This window comes from Methylobacterium pseudosasicola (genome assembly GCF_900114535.1).
Lineage (GTDB): Bacteria > Pseudomonadota > Alphaproteobacteria > Rhizobiales > Beijerinckiaceae > Methylobacterium > Methylobacterium pseudosasicola.
Map to the genome: position 1 here is coordinate 1 of NZ_FOTK01000074.1, position 14813 is coordinate 14813.

19 protein-coding genes are annotated in these 14813 nt (G+C 66.3%); 9 read left to right on the forward strand and 10 right to left on the reverse strand.

Annotated elements, in window-relative coordinates:
- Positions 1–165 precede the first annotated feature (165 nt).
- The 4 genes from BM228_RS31495 (at position 166) to BM228_RS31515 (ending at position 2518) form a co-directional block, all read left to right on the forward strand.
- Positions 166–828 carry a hypothetical protein gene (locus BM228_RS31495; RefSeq protein WP_092047044.1) on the forward strand — a complete coding sequence of 221 codons (663 nt, stop codon included), beginning with the start codon at positions 166–168 and terminating at the stop codon, positions 826–828.
- Positions 829–1279: 451 nt separating this feature from the next.
- Positions 1280–1711 (forward strand): hypothetical protein, encoded by a 432-nt coding sequence (locus tag BM228_RS31505; RefSeq protein ID WP_342030195.1) that lies wholly within the window; start codon positions 1280–1282, stop codon positions 1709–1711.
- A gap of 28 nt (positions 1712–1739) precedes the next feature.
- Positions 1740–1982 (forward strand): hypothetical protein, encoded by a 243-nt coding sequence (locus tag BM228_RS31510; RefSeq protein ID WP_092046981.1) that lies wholly within the window; start codon positions 1740–1742, stop codon positions 1980–1982.
- 212 nt (positions 1983–2194) lie between these two features.
- Positions 2195–2518, forward strand: coding sequence for a GCG_CRPN prefix-to-repeats domain-containing protein (locus BM228_RS31515; protein ID WP_092046984.1), 324 nt, complete (start codon positions 2195–2197; stop codon positions 2516–2518).
- Positions 2519–2540: 22 nt separating this feature from the next.
- Here the strand turns inward: BM228_RS31515 and BM228_RS31520 are convergent, their stop codons facing one another.
- The 3 genes from BM228_RS31520 to BM228_RS31530 form a co-directional block, all read right to left on the reverse strand.
- Positions 2541–2891: a hypothetical protein gene (locus BM228_RS31520; protein ID WP_092046987.1), complete on the reverse strand. Its 351-nt coding sequence runs from the start codon at positions 2889–2891 to the stop codon at positions 2541–2543.
- A gap of 337 nt (positions 2892–3228) precedes the next feature.
- Complete coding sequence (locus BM228_RS31525) at positions 3229–3492, reverse strand: hypothetical protein (RefSeq protein WP_092046990.1); 264 nt, start codon at positions 3490–3492, stop codon at positions 3229–3231.
- Between the two features lie 194 nt (positions 3493–3686).
- Positions 3687–4049 (reverse strand): hypothetical protein, encoded by a 363-nt coding sequence (locus tag BM228_RS31530; RefSeq protein WP_092046993.1) that lies wholly within the window; start codon positions 4047–4049, stop codon positions 3687–3689.
- 86 nt (positions 4050–4135) lie between these two features.
- Between BM228_RS31530 and BM228_RS31535 the strand changes: the two genes are divergently transcribed.
- Complete coding sequence (locus BM228_RS31535) at positions 4136–4396, forward strand: hypothetical protein (protein ID WP_092046996.1); 261 nt, start codon at positions 4136–4138, stop codon at positions 4394–4396.
- A gap of 508 nt (positions 4397–4904) precedes the next feature.
- On the opposite strand, the gene rutD is transcribed toward BM228_RS31535, so the two are convergent.
- The 3 genes from rutD to BM228_RS34325 all read right to left on the reverse strand — a co-directional run bounded on the left by rutD (position 4905) and on the right by BM228_RS34325 (position 6811).
- Positions 4905–5702: a pyrimidine utilization protein D gene (gene rutD / locus BM228_RS31545; protein ID WP_092047002.1), complete on the reverse strand. Its 798-nt coding sequence runs from the start codon at positions 5700–5702 to the stop codon at positions 4905–4907.
- Positions 5703–5824: 122 nt separating this feature from the next.
- A complete protein-coding gene (locus tag BM228_RS31550) occupies positions 5825–6127 on the reverse strand; it encodes a hypothetical protein (RefSeq protein ID WP_092047004.1) in 303 nt (100 codons plus the stop codon).
- Between the two features lie 21 nt (positions 6128–6148).
- Entirely contained in the window at positions 6149–6811 is a 663-nt protein-coding gene (locus BM228_RS34325) for a hypothetical protein (protein ID WP_139234305.1), read from the reverse strand.
- Between the two features lie 353 nt (positions 6812–7164).
- Between BM228_RS34325 and BM228_RS31555 the strand changes: the two genes are divergently transcribed.
- The 3 genes from BM228_RS31555 (at position 7165) to BM228_RS31565 (ending at position 9642) form a co-directional block, all read left to right on the forward strand.
- Positions 7165–7647, forward strand: a complete 483-nt coding sequence (locus BM228_RS31555; protein ID WP_139234306.1) for a hypothetical protein — start codon at positions 7165–7167, stop codon at positions 7645–7647.
- Between the two features lie 344 nt (positions 7648–7991).
- Entirely contained in the window at positions 7992–9152 is a 1161-nt protein-coding gene (locus BM228_RS31560; RefSeq protein ID WP_092047010.1) for a hypothetical protein, read from the forward strand.
- 238 nt (positions 9153–9390) lie between these two features.
- Entirely contained in the window at positions 9391–9642 is a 252-nt protein-coding gene (locus BM228_RS31565; protein ID WP_092047013.1) for a helix-turn-helix domain-containing protein, read from the forward strand.
- A 275-nt stretch (positions 9643–9917) separates the two neighbouring features.
- On the opposite strand, the gene BM228_RS31570 is transcribed toward BM228_RS31565, so the two are convergent.
- From BM228_RS31570 to BM228_RS31580, 3 genes are all read right to left on the reverse strand, one after another.
- Positions 9918–10175 carry a hypothetical protein gene (locus tag BM228_RS31570; RefSeq protein ID WP_092047030.1) on the reverse strand — a complete coding sequence of 86 codons (258 nt, stop codon included), beginning with the start codon at positions 10173–10175 and terminating at the stop codon, positions 9918–9920.
- Between the two features lie 240 nt (positions 10176–10415).
- Positions 10416–11510 (reverse strand): helix-turn-helix transcriptional regulator, encoded by a 1095-nt coding sequence (locus BM228_RS31575; RefSeq protein WP_244537417.1) that lies wholly within the window; start codon positions 11508–11510, stop codon positions 10416–10418.
- 571 nt (positions 11511–12081) lie between these two features.
- Positions 12082–12636 (reverse strand): hypothetical protein, encoded by a 555-nt coding sequence (locus BM228_RS31580; RefSeq protein WP_139234307.1) that lies wholly within the window; start codon positions 12634–12636, stop codon positions 12082–12084.
- 244 nt (positions 12637–12880) lie between these two features.
- Between BM228_RS31580 and BM228_RS31585 the strand changes: the two genes are divergently transcribed.
- Positions 12881–13938 (forward strand): IS630 family transposase gene (locus BM228_RS31585; RefSeq protein ID WP_425285028.1). Its coding sequence is split into 2 segments (ribosomal slippage): positions 12881–13385 and positions 13385–13938, totalling 1059 coding nucleotides; the frame shifts between segments, so codons are not numbered across the junction.
- Positions 13939–14223: 285 nt separating this feature from the next.
- Here BM228_RS31585 and BM228_RS31590 read toward each other — a convergent pair.
- The coding region (locus BM228_RS31590) for an outer membrane protein (RefSeq protein ID WP_092047041.1) at positions 14224–14813 on the reverse strand (590 nt) is incomplete at its 5' end.

The window sequence follows — 14813 nt, forward strand, 5'->3', positions numbered from 1 at the left end:
GTGCAAAGTCATCTGTCCCTGCGCCGGTCGTTGCGTAATGGCAAGGTGCCACAGCATCAATGGACAAGAAATTGGTTTCCGATTTGCAATTACCGTAGGGTCTTACCTTCCCGAGTGCTATATCACACGCCAAGGTAGATGATGCTTCGGCTGACGGGAGCGGGCATGACACAGCAACGGGCACGCGCAGGCGATACCCTGCTCGGCGCATCACGCTGCCGCGTCGAGGAGCGCGGAGGACAGTCGGGCTATGCCGACCGGCAAGAGGCTACCGTGCGAGCCCCGATCGAGGCTCCGGTGCGGTCCGTCGGCGGCGAGCTCTTGCCGTCCGAGGACTTCGCCACCAGGACCTTGCCCGCCATCCTCGACACGCTGGTGAACCCCGATGCCGTGGCGGCCGATGCCAGCCGGGATCGGCTTGATCTGGACAAGAATGCGGGCTCGCTCGAGCTGGCGCTGGACACCGCCGATACGATCCAGGCCGGCGATGTCCTGGAGCGGATGCTCGCCCACCAGATAGCCACCACCCACGTCCTGGCGATGAAGGCGGCGGCCGTAATGGTCCAGCAGCTCGACATCGCAGACCGGACGATGGGTACGGCCAAGCAGGCGGCGTGCGTCGAGGCAGCTCGGATGGCGGGTGCGGGGGCCCGGATGAATGGCTCCTTCCAGGCCGGGATGCAGACGCTGCAGCGGGTGCGGGCGGGCGGTCAGCAGACGGTCGTGGTGCAGCACAACTACGTCGGGGACGGCGGTCAGGCCGTGATCGGTGGCCAGCAGCAGGTAGGGGGAGGGGGTGTGCCGCGTCGGAAGAGGGGCCGGGGGTGAAGTCCGATTTGGTCGAAGCACCCCATGAACCCGTTTGGCGGGCCGCTCTTCGTGAAGCGCAGGAGGCGGCGCGTTGCGGGGCAAAGACCCGAGCGGGTGGATCCTGCAGGTGCCCGGCCATGCCGAATGGGCGCTGCCGGATGCACGGCGGGGCCAGCACGGGGCCGAGAACGCCTGAGGGGCGTGAGCGTGCGAGGAAGGCGCCTCTGACCCATGGGCGGCGCTCTGCGGCGCATATCGCCATGAAGCAGAAGATGCGGACGAACTACTTGGCTCTGCGCGACATGGTGAAGGCTGCCAATGCCGAGTGGCGGGAGACTCAGCGCCTCCACCAGCGGATGCTACGGAGGCTCGGGCGGTAGGGCAAGGCTCAACCAGTCCCCTGCTCGTCCTACAACATCAGGTCCGGGGCGCCCTCGGCCAGCGCCTGGAGCTCGGCGACCGCGGCTCGGTGCTGGACACGGATGGCGTCGTGCCGGACCTCAATGGCCACGAAGTGGTTAGCGTCACGAGGAACGAGATCGACTCCGACGAAGTTTCGATCCGCCTTTCGGAGGAAATGATGTCGGACAGTACGTTAGCTTCGGTCACGCTCCCATCCCTGAGGGCAGCTCGATCAGCGCGCGATCGCCTAGCCCGGGCGGGGTTCGCCCGTAACAGCATCAATATCGACCGGCACGGCGATGCGTTCGAGGTCTCGATCAACACCCGGGAAGAGAACCGCGACCGGGCCGAACGCATCCTGACGGGCTCGCCTCTGGGCAACGATCTGCGACAAGCCGGAGAACGGACAGCTGACTTCGTTCAAGCCAATCAGCCCCTCGCCTTGGGCTTGGCGGCATTGGCGGGCTTCGCCCTCTTCAGCCTGACGAGCCGCCGATGAAGGCTTCTACCTCCGGGAGAAGCGCTCCATGAAGCACTTATTCGCTAGCTCGCTGATTGCAGCCGGCCTGCTCGCCATCCCGAGTATGCCGGCTACGGCGCAGAGCATCGACATCGGACCGGGCGGGGTGCGGGTCGACCCGCGCTCACCGCGGGAGCGTGACCGAGATGATATCCGCCGCGAGGACCGTCGTGAGGAGTTCCGCGACGGGCGGCGCGATCTGCTTCGCCGCGAGGAACGCCTCCGTCGCGAGGATGACGACGAGGATTGATCCGCGTCGAGCGAGGATCATCGATCTATAAGCGGCGGGGTGCGAACCCCGCCGTTTTGCGTGTCCTGGAGAACCGTCCCGATCGAATCGACGCACATCTGGGCGCCGGCAGATTGATGAACGAGCCGACCAGAACCGGTTCAGGGCGCCGGTCACATCCTGGCCACATCCGGTCCGGCAAGTCCGATCCGATGGTTTCAGAGGGTCATGACATGGTGCGCACGAAGACGCTCGGGGTGGTAGCGGTGATCGCGGTTGGCCTTGGCACAGTCACGGCAGCGAACGCGACTCCGTTCAGCTACAACCCACCTGCCGGCGAAGCTCTGGTCGAACACGTGGCTGGCGGCTGCGGCCCAGGCTTTCACCCGAACCCGTGGGGTCGTTGCCGTCCCAACGATCGCGGTTGGGGCTATGGCGGCCCCCGCGGCTACTACGGCGGTGGCCCGGGCTACGGATATGGCGGTGGCTACGATCGCGGCCCCCGCGGCTACTATGGGGGCTACGACGGCCCGCGCCGGTTCTACGGCGGCTACTGATCTCAGCGAGTAGCTGGCACGCTTAAGACGTCGGCCCGCCAATCCCGCCCCACGCCATCTCCAGCACGATCGCTCGCCAGCCGGCGTGCGTCGGATCCATCTCGGCGATCTCGATGCTGAGTGCAGCCATATCCTCGCCCGGGTTGGCGGCGTGCAGGGCGTGACCGATTCGGCGCAGCTCGGCCCGGCAGGCGGTGCCGATCGGGTCCGTGACAAGCCCTGACACGTCGAGGGCGTCGGTCGATGTCGGCGCCAGGGTGTCGATCCAGGGCTGGCCTCTCTGCCAGTCGGGATTGGCGGCGGCGCTCCGCTCGCGCTCGCCCGTGACAACGATGCGCAGCAGGGCGTCTGCAGCAGCCTCGATAGGGGTCATCGCTGAACCTCCACAGATTGGTTCCGCGATGCAGCGTGACTCATCGCACCGCACGCGTCGGGCCGATCCGGCATCTTCATTGCAGATGAATTCACCGGGCCCTGCTGAGGGTCCGCCGCTTGATGAAAGGAGTGCACGATATGGTCCTGAAGGGCTTCTCCTACGCGATGATCGGCGCCTTCGTGGGCGGCATCGCCATGACGATCGCCGGCTCGGCCGGTGTACTGATGGGCCTCTGAGGCCCTGAGCCAAGCCGCGGTCTCAATAGCCGCCGGCACAAGCGAGACGATCGGCGGCGGGGTGCGAGCCCCGCCGTTTTCATGTCCAACGGGGGGCTTCAGGCGTCCTTGGACCGCCCCTCCGCCGCGTAGGAGGGCAATAGCGCGTAATCCATCAGTTCCTTCACGGCCGGGCCGGTAATGCCGCGCGGATCCTCGCTGCCGGTCACTTTCAAGCCCTGGGCGAGCGCTTCGATGATGGTCTCGCGCTGCTTCTCGCTCATTAGAGAGATCGCGGTCCCCAGCGTCCTCTGCAGGATGTCCACCCGGACGGTCAGGTCGCGCAGCTCTTCGAGCAGGACGTTCTCGAGGGATGAGGACACTTTGGGCTCCGCCGGTTCAATGATTTTGGTGAAGTAGCGCGTTCGACGCCGGTCAGCAGTCGGGGCGCGCCTTCTTTGGTACGGCTCATCCTGACGAAGAGCGTGGGTCTTGCGAGGATGGACACTGCTGCGGCTTCCCGCGGAGGGCAGACGTTGCCATCTTGGCAGCGGGAGTGCTTCTGCAGGACGAGGGCTCACTGCATCAACTTCAGGCAGCCTTCGGTCTCGCATTGCGCGTGCAGATGGCCGTTGCTGCTGTCCCGGGCCCAGGCCAGCCAGCCCTTGCAGTCCAGGCACTCGACGGCGCCGCTACCGGCCGGATCCGCCGCGATCGCTGCCATGACGCGGTGCATGGGGCCGGTCTCGGCCAGCGGGGCGATGAACGCCGCGTGGAGCCCAGCCGCGAGGCCCTGAAGCGCCGCGACCGCGGCCTGCTGGCGGACCTGGCGGGCGTCGTCTCGCACCTCCAGCGTCACTGCCGCGGTGAGCGCCATCTGGCGGGCCGCCTCGATACCCGCGTTGAAGGTGGAGCGATCGCGGGCAGTAAGGCCGTCCATCAAAATGATCCAAACCCAACATTAGATGAGGCGTTCAAGCTGTAGGTGCCCAAAAATATCTGGCACGTTCAGATCGGGGGGCATCAATGAGCAATCAGCCGCAAATACCGACGGATTTTTGGTCTGAGCTTGAGCGCAACGTGTCATCCAACGTCGACGATGCCCTTAACACAGGTGAAATTCCGCGCGAGCTGCTGATCTCATATCTGCGCGATCTAGAGATCATGGCGCGGACCGCCTGTGACCGCAGGCAGACCATCCAGATTATCGCTTCTGCCCGCAGTGTCCTCGGAGACCGGACGGCGGTCGAGCCGCAGAATCGGCCGTTCACATACGCCGTCGCCTGAGCGGATTGGAGTTCGGGGGGACTCGGGCGCCGTAGCCCAGATCGGAGACCAGAATGCTCTACGACGAAATGGGGCGGTTGGCCGGTGAGGCGTTCCGCTTGAACGCCAGGATCACTCAGAACGCCATGCTACTCACGGTGGCGATGAATTACGCCTGGACCGCAAGTCGGCGACAGCAAACTCGGCAAACGAGGAGCGAGATCAAGGCTCCTGTGAAGCGGCAAGCGCAAACAAGCCGCTCTAAGCGTTGCGGTGTGCCCACAGAGGTTTCGGCCCGAGGTCTGCGCGTCCTGTAGTGGGATGTTGCGTTGCTCGCCGGACGTCATCGGGCTTGCTGCACCGTCTCGATTCCATAATCTCCTACGCGCGGGCGCCTGCACGCGAGGGGTCGTTATGAACGCTATCCAAACAGCCCAGTCCAAGCCTTGCGGATGAGCGCCAGGCGCCGCTCAGCGCTGACGGGATCCGCGCCTCCATGGCCGCGGAATCACCCAGCTCTGCGGCAGCCTCAATGAGGTTGGCGGGCATGGGTCGCCTCGCTGAAGAAGCCGATGAGATCGGCGTTGAAACGGTCGGTCTCCGTGGCTGAATGGGCGTGCCCGCCTTCATCAGCGAGGGCTAAGCGCGAAGTTGGGATGGCGCGAGCGAGCTCCTCCGAGCGCGTGTACGGAACCAGCACATCGTCGCGGGCCGCCGCGATCAGCGTCGGCACTTGTATATCGCCCAGTCGCGCCTCGGCATCGAACGCGAGGAGTGCTCCGAGGCGGGCATGCAGATTGTGACGCCCCTGGAAATGCCGGACACCTTCAGCCTCCTCTTGTGTCATGCGCTCTGCGTGCCTCGAAAGCCACGGGGCGGGGTACAGGAAAATGGGCTGGGCCCGGAGGTAAGCTTCGGCCCCTCCGTGTTCCAGCAAGGCGGTACGGATCTCGAAGCAACGCCGGGTGTGGGTGTCGACCGTCGCCCAAGCATTGACGAGGACCAAGCTCGACAGACGACCCGCTGCATGCAGGGCGAGTTCGATGCCGACCAGACCGCCGAGCGCGTGACCGACGAAGTGGCAGCGTCGCACGCCTGCTCGATTGAGGACGTCGAGCACATCATCAGCCATATTGGCTATCGTATATTCGGAAGGCAGCTCTTCCCAGTTCGCGCCAGTTCCGCGGTGATCGTAGACCACGACACGGTACCGTGCGCCGAGAGCGTCAAGTTGAGGCTTCCAGTATGAGCCCAAGCCGCCAAGCCCGGCCGACAGCAAGACAGTCGGAGCGGTTTCCTCGGATCGCCCATGAGTGACGTAGTGCATGGCTTGAACCTCGGCTGATCGGCTCCGAAGGGTGGCAAATGTCCTGCCACCGCATTTCGTCCGAGCGGCCGCTCAGCCACCTCGCCAAGGTTGCCTCCATTGGGCTCGTGCGCGCGAGGCAGTCACTGCAGCCCTTCCAACTCGGCCTCGAATGCTTCCATCTCCTCGTCGGTGAAGGCGACGGCCGAACACCATTGGTAGTGGACCGCCAGCGGCATCGCGTAGGACGGCACCGCGTAGGTCCCGAGGGCATCGCGCCGGACTTCCCCGCCCTGGTCGATCAGCAGACCATCGTCGAGCAGACGGCGCAGGGTCTTCGGCGAGCAGCCCGGAGGCTCGCCACAGCCGACCCGATCGAGGGCGCGGCGCTCGGCCGACGTGCAGCCGGGATGGGGCATGCGGTCGGGGTCGGGCTTATGGGGCATGGGGATTCCTCCTCGGATCCGTCAGAAGAAGGTCGCGGCTGTGGGCGAGAGCGGCGCACGGAAGTGCGGCCCGCGCGGCCGCCTCGGCGCGCGAGACAGCGCTGTGACGGTGCCTGCTGGCTGGCGCAGGGCGGGACGACAGACGGGCGAACGTACCGTGTCAGCAGCGGCCCTACTTGCTTTGGCCGGAGCGTCGGGCCGCGGGGCATCCGGAAGCTCGAAGCCGGCCAAAGGCCCAAGGCGGTTTTCCAGCCATGCTCTCAGGTCTGGCACTCTCGCCGGATCGTAGGAACCCGTCCGCCACTTTTGGTTCCGACCTTCCCGCTGGTAGCGAAAGCGGATCGCGTCGGTCTGGAGCTCGATGCTGCCATTTCGGGCGCGCCAATCGCGGGCGGCAGCCGTCGTGGCCCACCGCGCCGGCCATGCGGCGGCCATATCAGCGGGGCTGTCGAGGACTACCCCGTCGGCCTCCGGTGTGTCCGGGGCCCGCTCCTCCACGCCGTCGACCCTGAGCCAATCCAGCCCTTGTAGGCGGCCGGACAGCCAACCGTGCAGGTCTAACGGTCGGTTCGGAAGCAGGTAGCCGGACGCGGGCTCGAACCGGCCGCGTCGCTTGTACTCGAACACCGTCGCGAGGACCGGCGGCGAAATCGCCGGTGGTGTTGTCGGCACCGCGCCCGCCATCGCGGCGGCGCCGGCAGCGTTCGGGGCGGGGACGGCGGCACTTCCTGCCCGGATCGCAGCCTCGATGTTTACGGGGGCGGGGGTCGGCGCGGCGGACTCGGCCGTTCGCAGTGACGGTGACCTCGACGCGATAGGTAAAGGTGCTGGAGCAGGCGCTGCATTTGGTGCCGTCGCCCCTGTCGCCGGCTCCGTGGTCGGCGCGGGCATCCGCAAATTCTACGACATGGTCGGCGGCCTTCGCGCGCCGGAACCGTGCCGATATCGGCCGGATCCTCGGCACGAACGCGAACGACCTCACGGCTCTGTCTAGCACCTTGCAGGGCGAAGGCGGGTTCAACACCGCTAAAATGGGCATGCTGCACGGTGAGGCACCGACCCAGCGTGTCGTCGATGCAGTCGCCCGGGAGCGCGCCTTCGCGGACGCGAACCGCCGGATCGTCGAGGGTTCGCAGACGGCGCAGCGGACACGGGCGGCTGATGCCATCGCGCCTCGCACCGCGCTCGGCGACGACCTCGGCGGCACCATGGCCGGTCTGATGGGTGGGCCGAAAGGCTATGCCCTCGCCCAAGTCGCCCGCGCCGGCAAGGCCGGGATCAACGCCGCCGGACAGGCCGCTGACCTCGCCCGCAACCGGCAACTCGCCGACGCGGTGACCATGACCCAGGGCGAGCAGCTGAACATGCTACTGGCGGCCCTGGAGGCTCGCGGGCGCACTCAGCAGCAGGCAGCGGCGCTCGGGGATCTCGCGTCGCGTGGGACGCAGGCGGCGCTCATGTCCCAGGCGGACCGAACCCGGCCCTACTTCCCGGCGGCCTTACCGGCCTTCGGACGATGAGCGCGCCACGCATAGACACCCGCGGCCAACCAGATTGGCAAGAAAATGGCCCAGAACCCGGCACGACCAATATGGTCAATCACCCACGGGTACGACCAATCCACGCCGCCACGGATCACCCACCCAATCGCCGTCATGACGACGGCGAACACGATGACGACGGTCAGAGGCTCAGCCCAACGGCGCATCCCATGAAGATGGCCCCGCCCCGCCATTCTGTCGATAGCCGTCAGCCTTCGCGGAATTGGCCCAGGGCTAGCGCTGGCCTGAAACCCCACCCACCGCACCCGCATTCCCGCCGCGCCCGCCAGCGGGCCGGATTTCGCAGCCTTGGGGCATTTCGCATGACGATTGGCTTCGGCTCTCTGCCATCCTTCGCCGCGGGCGACGATCAGAACCCGCTGAGCCCGGCTCTGCAGCAGCTTTTGCAACAGCAACAGCTCGCCCAGGCACAGGCCCCGGCGCCCGCTGCCATGCCTCAGGATGTGCCGCCGGCTGTGCCCCCGGGCTTCACCGGCTACCAGCCCCAGACCCCGCCGACCGGGGCGCCGACGCCCGTGGTTCAGCCTGGCGCGCAGGCGGCCGGTGCGGGGCTCCTGTCCATGCTCGGCCCGAACAGTGCCGAGGCGGCGACGATGGACCCGGGCGACATCCGCGGCCGGTTCATCAGCACCCTGCAGAGCGGCGGCCTGACCAATCCCAACGGCCTCGGCGCGGTCGCGGCCTACGCGCAGCACGAGAGTCGCTATTCGCCCTCGAACATCACGGGAAGCTGGTCGGACCCGAGCGAGAGCGGCCAGGCGGGACAGTCGGGCGGGATCCTGTCGTGGCGAGCCGATCGGCTCAAAGCCATGAAGGATTTCACGGCCGGCGCGTCCGACCCGGTGGTGGCGCAGGCGCAGTTCACCCTGGCCGAGAACCCGGCGTTGATCCGGGCGCTGCAGAATGCGCAGAGCCCGCAGGAGGCCAACGCCCTGATGGCGGACGCCTGGAAATTCGCGGGCTACAATCGGCCCGGTGGCGAGAACGCCGCGCGGCTGGCAACGACGCAGGCCTACGCGAACAGCTTTGCAGGCGGACAGGCCCTGCCGGCCACCGCTTCCCCTCGGGGCGCCTCAATGGGCTCGACGGCGCAGCGCGGCGGCTTCGGCCTGGGCGGAATCCAGGCGCAGGGCTCGGCGGTGCCGGGCCAGATGTCGCCGGCCTCGGGCGTCGCGTCCCTGTCCGGCCAGCCCCTCGCGGTCGCTCCTGACGCAACCGGATTCGCCTCGGATCCGGTTCCGCAGACCGCGCCGCAGCCCGGCCCCTATGATGGTGTCGCCTCGGCCCTGAAATCCATTGCGGGCGGCGGGCAGAAGCAGGCGCAGGGGGCCAAGGGCGGCGGTATGCCGGCGGGCGAGGCCCCGGGCGGGCGGCCGATCTCGCTGCTCGAAGCGCGCAAACTCTACGACCCGTCCAAGTTCTTCACGATGCTGCAGCAGCACGGCGTGAGGGCACGGGGCTAGCAGGCGATCTGCACAGCGCGCATCTGTAGCCCCTCGGCCTCCTCCCGCCGGGCATCCCGTTCGACTTGAACCGCCTCGATCAGCGCATGCAGGTTCCCAGCGTCGCTCGTGGTTCATCCCTTTTTACAAGTTCCTAGACGCGCGGGGCAGCAGCGCAACTCTGGGTGTTGAGTGGGTGCGACTACAATCGTAAGGGGCGTGTGAGGACCGCAGGTCCTCGTATGACCGGACAATTCTCATGGATGAGGTCGAGGAACAGAGGCACGTCGTGCTGCGCAACCTTGCGGCGCATGCCGGCCCCGCACGAGGCCGCCTCGGTCTGTCCTTGGATAATGCTGCCCGATTGACCCGTCTCACACCCGAGGTGATCGCAGCTATCGAGAACGGTAGAAGCTGCACGTCTTCCTTCGCGGCAGTGACGCAGCTCGCCATGTTCCTCGGCCTCACCGAGCTTGGCGTGCCACGCCCTCGGCCTCCGGGGATGGAATAGCCCCCTTCAGAACATCTCGAAGGCGAAACTTTAGCCCTGGCCGGCTCGTATCGCTGGCTCATGAGCGACATACATCAAAAGCCCGCATCACTGGACGCTGCTTTAGGTTCGCAGATCCATGCCGCCCGCATACGTGGCGCCTACTCGGTCGAGACCCTATCGACGCTCGCTCGGGTCGATCCCGAGACAATTACCGGGCTTGAGAAAGGAATGCCGATCTCTGACGTCGGCGCTCGGGACCGAGTTATGGATGTGCTCGGTCTACGTTCAGATGGTCATCGCCATCCTGCAAGGTCGCCCGATCCCACTCTGCCTGACTCGGACTGAGGCATAGCTCCGGGCCACCTACGGACACTGAGGGCATCCTCCCGCCACGCATCGCGCTCAGCCTGAACCGCTTCGATCAGGGCGTGCAGGTCCCCGGCATCGATGGCCGTTTCCATCAGCATGTCCTGGGCGGTCGCGAGCTGCTGGCGCAGGTCAGCATTCTCGCGCGCGATGGCAAGGAGCAGGGCGGTCATGTCTTCGCCCATCGGCACCTGCTCTGGATCACAGGCAGGGGCTCTAGCTGCGCTCAAGCTTGGCGGCAACAACATCAGCATCCAGCGCGATTGCGCCGGCGAGGCCGCACCGAAGCTGAGGGGCGTCGGTTCGCGGTGCTGCTCTTACAGCGCGCGGCCGGAGCCGATCGCTAGGGGGATGGTGGCGTGCGGTAGTTAACGGATCGTAGTACCCAGCAGCATTCCAGCGCTCGATGCCGTTCTACCGTTCGATCAGTCCTTGCCCGGCAAAACCACGATGCCGTTCAGCAGCGCGGCCAGTTCCGATTGCCGTCCTGTACCCGTCTTGGCGAACACCGCCTTGAGTTGCGAACGCACTGTGTTGGCTGACACGCCCGTCTGTGCGGCCAGCGTCGGGACGTTCAGCCCTCTTGCGACATCGCGGGCGATGCGAGCTTCCGCTGGCGTCAGATCGAAAAGGCCTTGGACGAGCCGCACGTCCGGAACGCGATCTGTGTCGAGAGATGTGACCACGGCGAGGCAGGCCGTGCGGGCGAAGATATCCCGGGCATTTCCGAGCACGGGCACGAGATGCAGGATCGCCGCTTGCCCATGATTGACGCCTGCCGGGATCGGTATCGAGGCACCCTGCATTGTAGCAGGCGACTTGCGGGCGCCCTCAAGAGCGGCGCGCAGGCCACTATCTGCGGGGCCGTGGTTCACAACCAGGCCGTAAGGGCGGTCCTGAAACAGCGCTGGGATGCGCTGCGCGAACAAGTTGTTGGCCGCCAGGACCTTACCCTGAAATGACAAGGCCGCCGCGGCTAGGCCGAGAGCTTCAAGATCACTGACTGTCGCTTCAAACCGGAGTTGGCTGTAGCGCGCGGCCAGAAGCGCAGCGCGAGCAAGATGAGGCCGGTAGTAGTCGAGCTGCTCGGCTTGCGCACGAGAGAAGGCCCCCTGCCCATGTTGGCGCTCGATGTTGACGACGAGTGTATCGCCGTTCGGCACCGCTATGGCCGTGCCGAGATGCCAGCCGCCTCCGAGGCGTCGCATATCCGCATACATGGGCTCTTGGTCGAGCTCCTCGTGCGTGAAGAGATCGAGATCGGTCAGAAATCCAGCATGGTCGCGCCGCACTCCCCTCTCAACCAACGGGTTCTTGGCCATCCAGCCGGCGGCGAGGAACGCGTCGAAGAATGCGGTCGTGGCTTCTGAGGCTGTCCATCGCGTCGCTTCAGGCGTAGCGGTGAACAGCATGCCGCCCCAAGCCCCCGTCAATTGCGATAGGCGATCGAGCAGTGCGGGCCATGCCTCAGGAATATGGGCGGCCTCATAGATATCGCCCAGGAGCTTCTCGTCGAGCACGATCGTAGACAGTCTGTGTGCGCTGGAATTTGCGCACAGCTACTCTCAAAGCAGTTACAGGGAAATCCTCTTTAGAACCGCTTGGTCATAGCATCCACGCGATAGATATCCAGTGACACGGCTTCCACACACCCATCGCAGAGCTAGAAACGACAACGGCGCAGCAACCGTGAAGGTCACTGCGCCGCTGGGTCGGGCCGCCCGAGGGGGCGTCGGCGGCCTTGAGGAAATCGGTACGCCCGATCCGATCACCGGGGCGTGCGCACCAGCACATCCAACCGCCTGTGGCTCGGATGCGACGCTGCTCGACGACTGCCTGTGGACGGCGCGGAATGCCCCTGATCGGTCAAGGTTCACGGGCGAGCGTGGCGCTCCCATCCGATCCGGCTCACATCATGTTCGCCCGACCTCACGCCTTCGCCCTCTATCACCGCGAGCGCCTTGCCGTGCTCCTGTCCTCGGCCCTGTTCCTGGCCGGTGCGCTCCCATTGCTCTGGGCGGTAGGCTGACCCTCCAGACGGACCAAGGATCCGCCTCGGCCTCCCGTTAGTAGCACCCAGCCGATGACCGCTCAGCCGAGGTCATCCGATGACGTGCTCCGGCGCTTCGAACTCGGCGGGCGAGGGGTTGTGTTCGTCCAGGGCAGCGTGCCGTTAGGCCGACGCGGGATCGACTGGATCTTGCCTTTAGGGTCGTCTGTCCGTTCGGGGCGTGGACCTTGGCATCCACCATCACGCCAGGCCCGGAATGTCCGGCCGTAGATCCACTCTTCAAAGTCGTGGTCGGCTCGGACGATCATGTCGGCGATCACTCGGTCGGCCTCTTCCTTGTTGAAGAGCGCCTGCCCGAGCAAACGGATCGTGTAGCGCCGTATCTCCTGCGGCCCAGCCAGATCCGGGTGCCGGTCCAGGACTCTCAGTACGGCGTGCAGCACCGCCCTGCCGACATCGTCCCGTTTGGGCGTACCGGTCGCCAGGCGGTTCTTCCGGCGCTCGGCCTCGGTCTCGGCATGGGCGTCGAGGCTGTGCTTCTGCCGCTTCGACATGCCCTTGCGGGACTTCCGGGCGGGGGGTGTCCATCCGGGACGGCCGGGGATGGGGTTGGGGGTCTGGTTCTCGTCCGACATCGGGATGCCTCCATTTCAGAGGCCCCTCATTCATATCGGATCGACGCAAGACACAAACGGCCGAGCTCGATCAGAGCTTTGGAGGCCCCATCGGCTGACCTGATCGCATCAGCCGATGACACCGGACCGATCAGCGGCTGATGCTCAAGGTGTTATACCAACCCTCGTTGAGCAGGACTCACGGGGTAGCATCAGCGGCTGAGGGGTGATTCTATCTTCGGGACTGGAGCCCGAGGAGGATGTCATGGCTGCTCCGGTGCCGCTGCGGTCAGACTTTGACGCTTACGGTCTGCGCACCTTGGCCAGGTGCGCGCGTGATCCCGCCCAAACACGGCGCCTGCTGGCTTTGTCGGCGATCTATGCGGGCGGCTCGCGCTCGGCCGCTGCCGCTCTCGGCGGGGTTGGGCTTCAGACGGTGCGGGACTGGGTCGTGGCGTTCAACGCGCACGGTCCGGACGGGCTGATCGGCGGCAAGGCGCCTGGGGCCCGCCCGCGCTTGAACGTCGAGCAGCGGGAGGCGCTGCGCGCGTTGATCGAGCAGGGGCCGATGCCGGCCGCCCACGGGGTGGTGCGCTGGCGGCTGGTCGATCTCGCCCAGATCCTGTTCGAGGATCACGGCGTGTCGGTGTCCGAGCAGACGCTGAGCCGGGTCCTGCGAGCCCTGGGCTACCGCAAGCTCTCCGCCCGCCCGCGCCATCACGCCCAGGACCCGGACGCCATCCCCGCTTTTAAAAAGCCCTCCCCGCCCGCATGGCGGAGATCGCGCAGGCCATCGGCGGCAAGCCGATAGAGATCTGGTTCGCCGACGAGGCTCGGGTCGGCCAGAAGAACACGATCACCCGCCGCTGGGCCAAACGCGGCACGCGCCCTGCGGCGCCGAAGGACCAGCGCACCGCCTCCGCCTACATCTTCGGTGCGATCTGCCCCGCCCTTGGCAAAGGGGCTGGCCTCATCATGCCCCGCTGCACCACCGAGGCGATGGCCTTGCATCTCGAAGAGATCGCCCAGGTAGTCGCCCCCGGTGCGCACGCCGTACTGCTGCTCGATCAGGCGGGCTGGCACACAACCAAGAAACTCATCGTGCTCGCCAACATCACCCTATTGCCCCTGCCGGCTCGCTCCCCCGAACTTAACCCCGTGGAGAACCTCTGGCAGTTCATGCGCGATAAATGGCTCGGCAACCGCGTCTTCAAATCCTACGCCGACATCCTCGACCACTGCTGCCACGCCTGGAACACCCTCATCGACCGACCCTGGCGCATCATCTCCATCGGACTGCGCACCTGGGCTCATAGGTTCTGATCAATGAGGATCGGTATTAGGGATCCAACTCGCCATGACCGTCGGGCGAGGTGCGATGATGTCATAATGACCCGCGACCGGATCGGATCCCGACACGAAAAAACACCCCAGGAGCGGGTGCTCCCAGGGTGTTGTCGACCTCACGGCCAGATTGATCAGGCTGGGGATCCGGAGGCCGACGAGTTGTCGGCACCTTCCGCGGCGGCGAGCGATGAGGAGGACCAACACCTCTCGCCCGCCGGCCGCATCTCCCGACGTTGAGGCCGGGAGCAGCGCGATCCGATCTTAGTACGAGCCGAACTTGTAGTTCAGGCCGGCGCGGACGACGGCGAACTCGTCGTCGCGGCGACCGATGGCGCTGTAGGCCACCGGGACAAGGTTGGCGGCGTTGACGACCAGGGCGCCCTGGTTGCGGTTGCCGCGGTCGAGGTTGACGTACAGGCCTTCGATCTTGAACGTCACGGCCGACGAGCGGAAGAAGTTTAGGAACGACTCGGTGGGGAGGGCGAACTCGACGCCACCGCCGACGGCGTAGCCGGTGCGGAAGCTGTCGTTGCCGGCGTAGCCGCCGAAGGAGCGGTCGGCGCTGCCCGAGCCGTAGGCGAAGCCGCCGGTGCCGTACACCAGGGTGCGGTCGAAGGCGTAGCCGAGGCGGCCGCGCACGGTGCCGAAGTAGTCCAGGCTCGACAGGCCGCGCGGGTCGGTGACGTAGTAGCCCGGGGCCACGGCGCCGCTGATGAAGGCGTTGTTTCGATTGCGGCCGAAGTCGAGGTACTGGGCGTCGGCCTCGATGCCGACGACCACGCCCGAGCCCGGGGTGAACTGGTAGTTGTAGCCGACCTGGGCGCCGCCGGAGAAGCCGTCCTGGCTGCGGT

Bases quoted from the DNA above. Each gene is read 5' to 3' on its own strand.
- BM228_RS31555 (WP_139234306.1), top strand. From the start codon at position 7,165: ATGCTGCACGGTGAGGCACCGACCCAGCGTGTCGTCGATGCAGTCGCC.
- BM228_RS31580 (WP_139234307.1), bottom strand. From the start codon at position 12,636: ATGTCGGACGAGAACCAGACCCCCAACCCCATCCCCGGCCGTCCCGGA.
- rutD (WP_092047002.1), bottom strand. From the start codon at position 5,702: ATGCACTACGTCACTCATGGGCGATCCGAGGAAACCGCTCCGACTGTC.
- BM228_RS31530 (WP_092046993.1), bottom strand. From the start codon at position 4,049: ATGGACGGCCTTACTGCCCGCGATCGCTCCACCTTCAACGCGGGTATC.
- BM228_RS31515 (WP_092046984.1), top strand. From the start codon at position 2,195: ATGGTGCGCACGAAGACGCTCGGGGTGGTAGCGGTGATCGCGGTTGGC.
- BM228_RS31510 (WP_092046981.1), top strand. From the start codon at position 1,740: ATGAAGCACTTATTCGCTAGCTCGCTGATTGCAGCCGGCCTGCTCGCC.
- BM228_RS31550 (WP_092047004.1), bottom strand. From the start codon at position 6,127: ATGCCCCATAAGCCCGACCCCGACCGCATGCCCCATCCCGGCTGCACG.
- BM228_RS31570 (WP_092047030.1), bottom strand. From the start codon at position 10,175: ATGGGCGAAGACATGACCGCCCTGCTCCTTGCCATCGCGCGCGAGAAT.
- BM228_RS31565 (WP_092047013.1), top strand. From the start codon at position 9,391: ATGGATGAGGTCGAGGAACAGAGGCACGTCGTGCTGCGCAACCTTGCG.
- BM228_RS31560 (WP_092047010.1), top strand. From the start codon at position 7,992: ATGACGATTGGCTTCGGCTCTCTGCCATCCTTCGCCGCGGGCGACGAT.
- BM228_RS31535 (WP_092046996.1), top strand. From the start codon at position 4,136: ATGAGCAATCAGCCGCAAATACCGACGGATTTTTGGTCTGAGCTTGAG.
- BM228_RS34325 (WP_139234305.1), bottom strand. From the start codon at position 6,811: ATGGCGGGCGCGGTGCCGACAACACCACCGGCGATTTCGCCGCCGGTC.
- BM228_RS31495 (WP_092047044.1), top strand. From the start codon at position 166: ATGACACAGCAACGGGCACGCGCAGGCGATACCCTGCTCGGCGCATCA.
- BM228_RS31520 (WP_092046987.1), bottom strand. From the start codon at position 2,891: ATGACCCCTATCGAGGCTGCTGCAGACGCCCTGCTGCGCATCGTTGTC.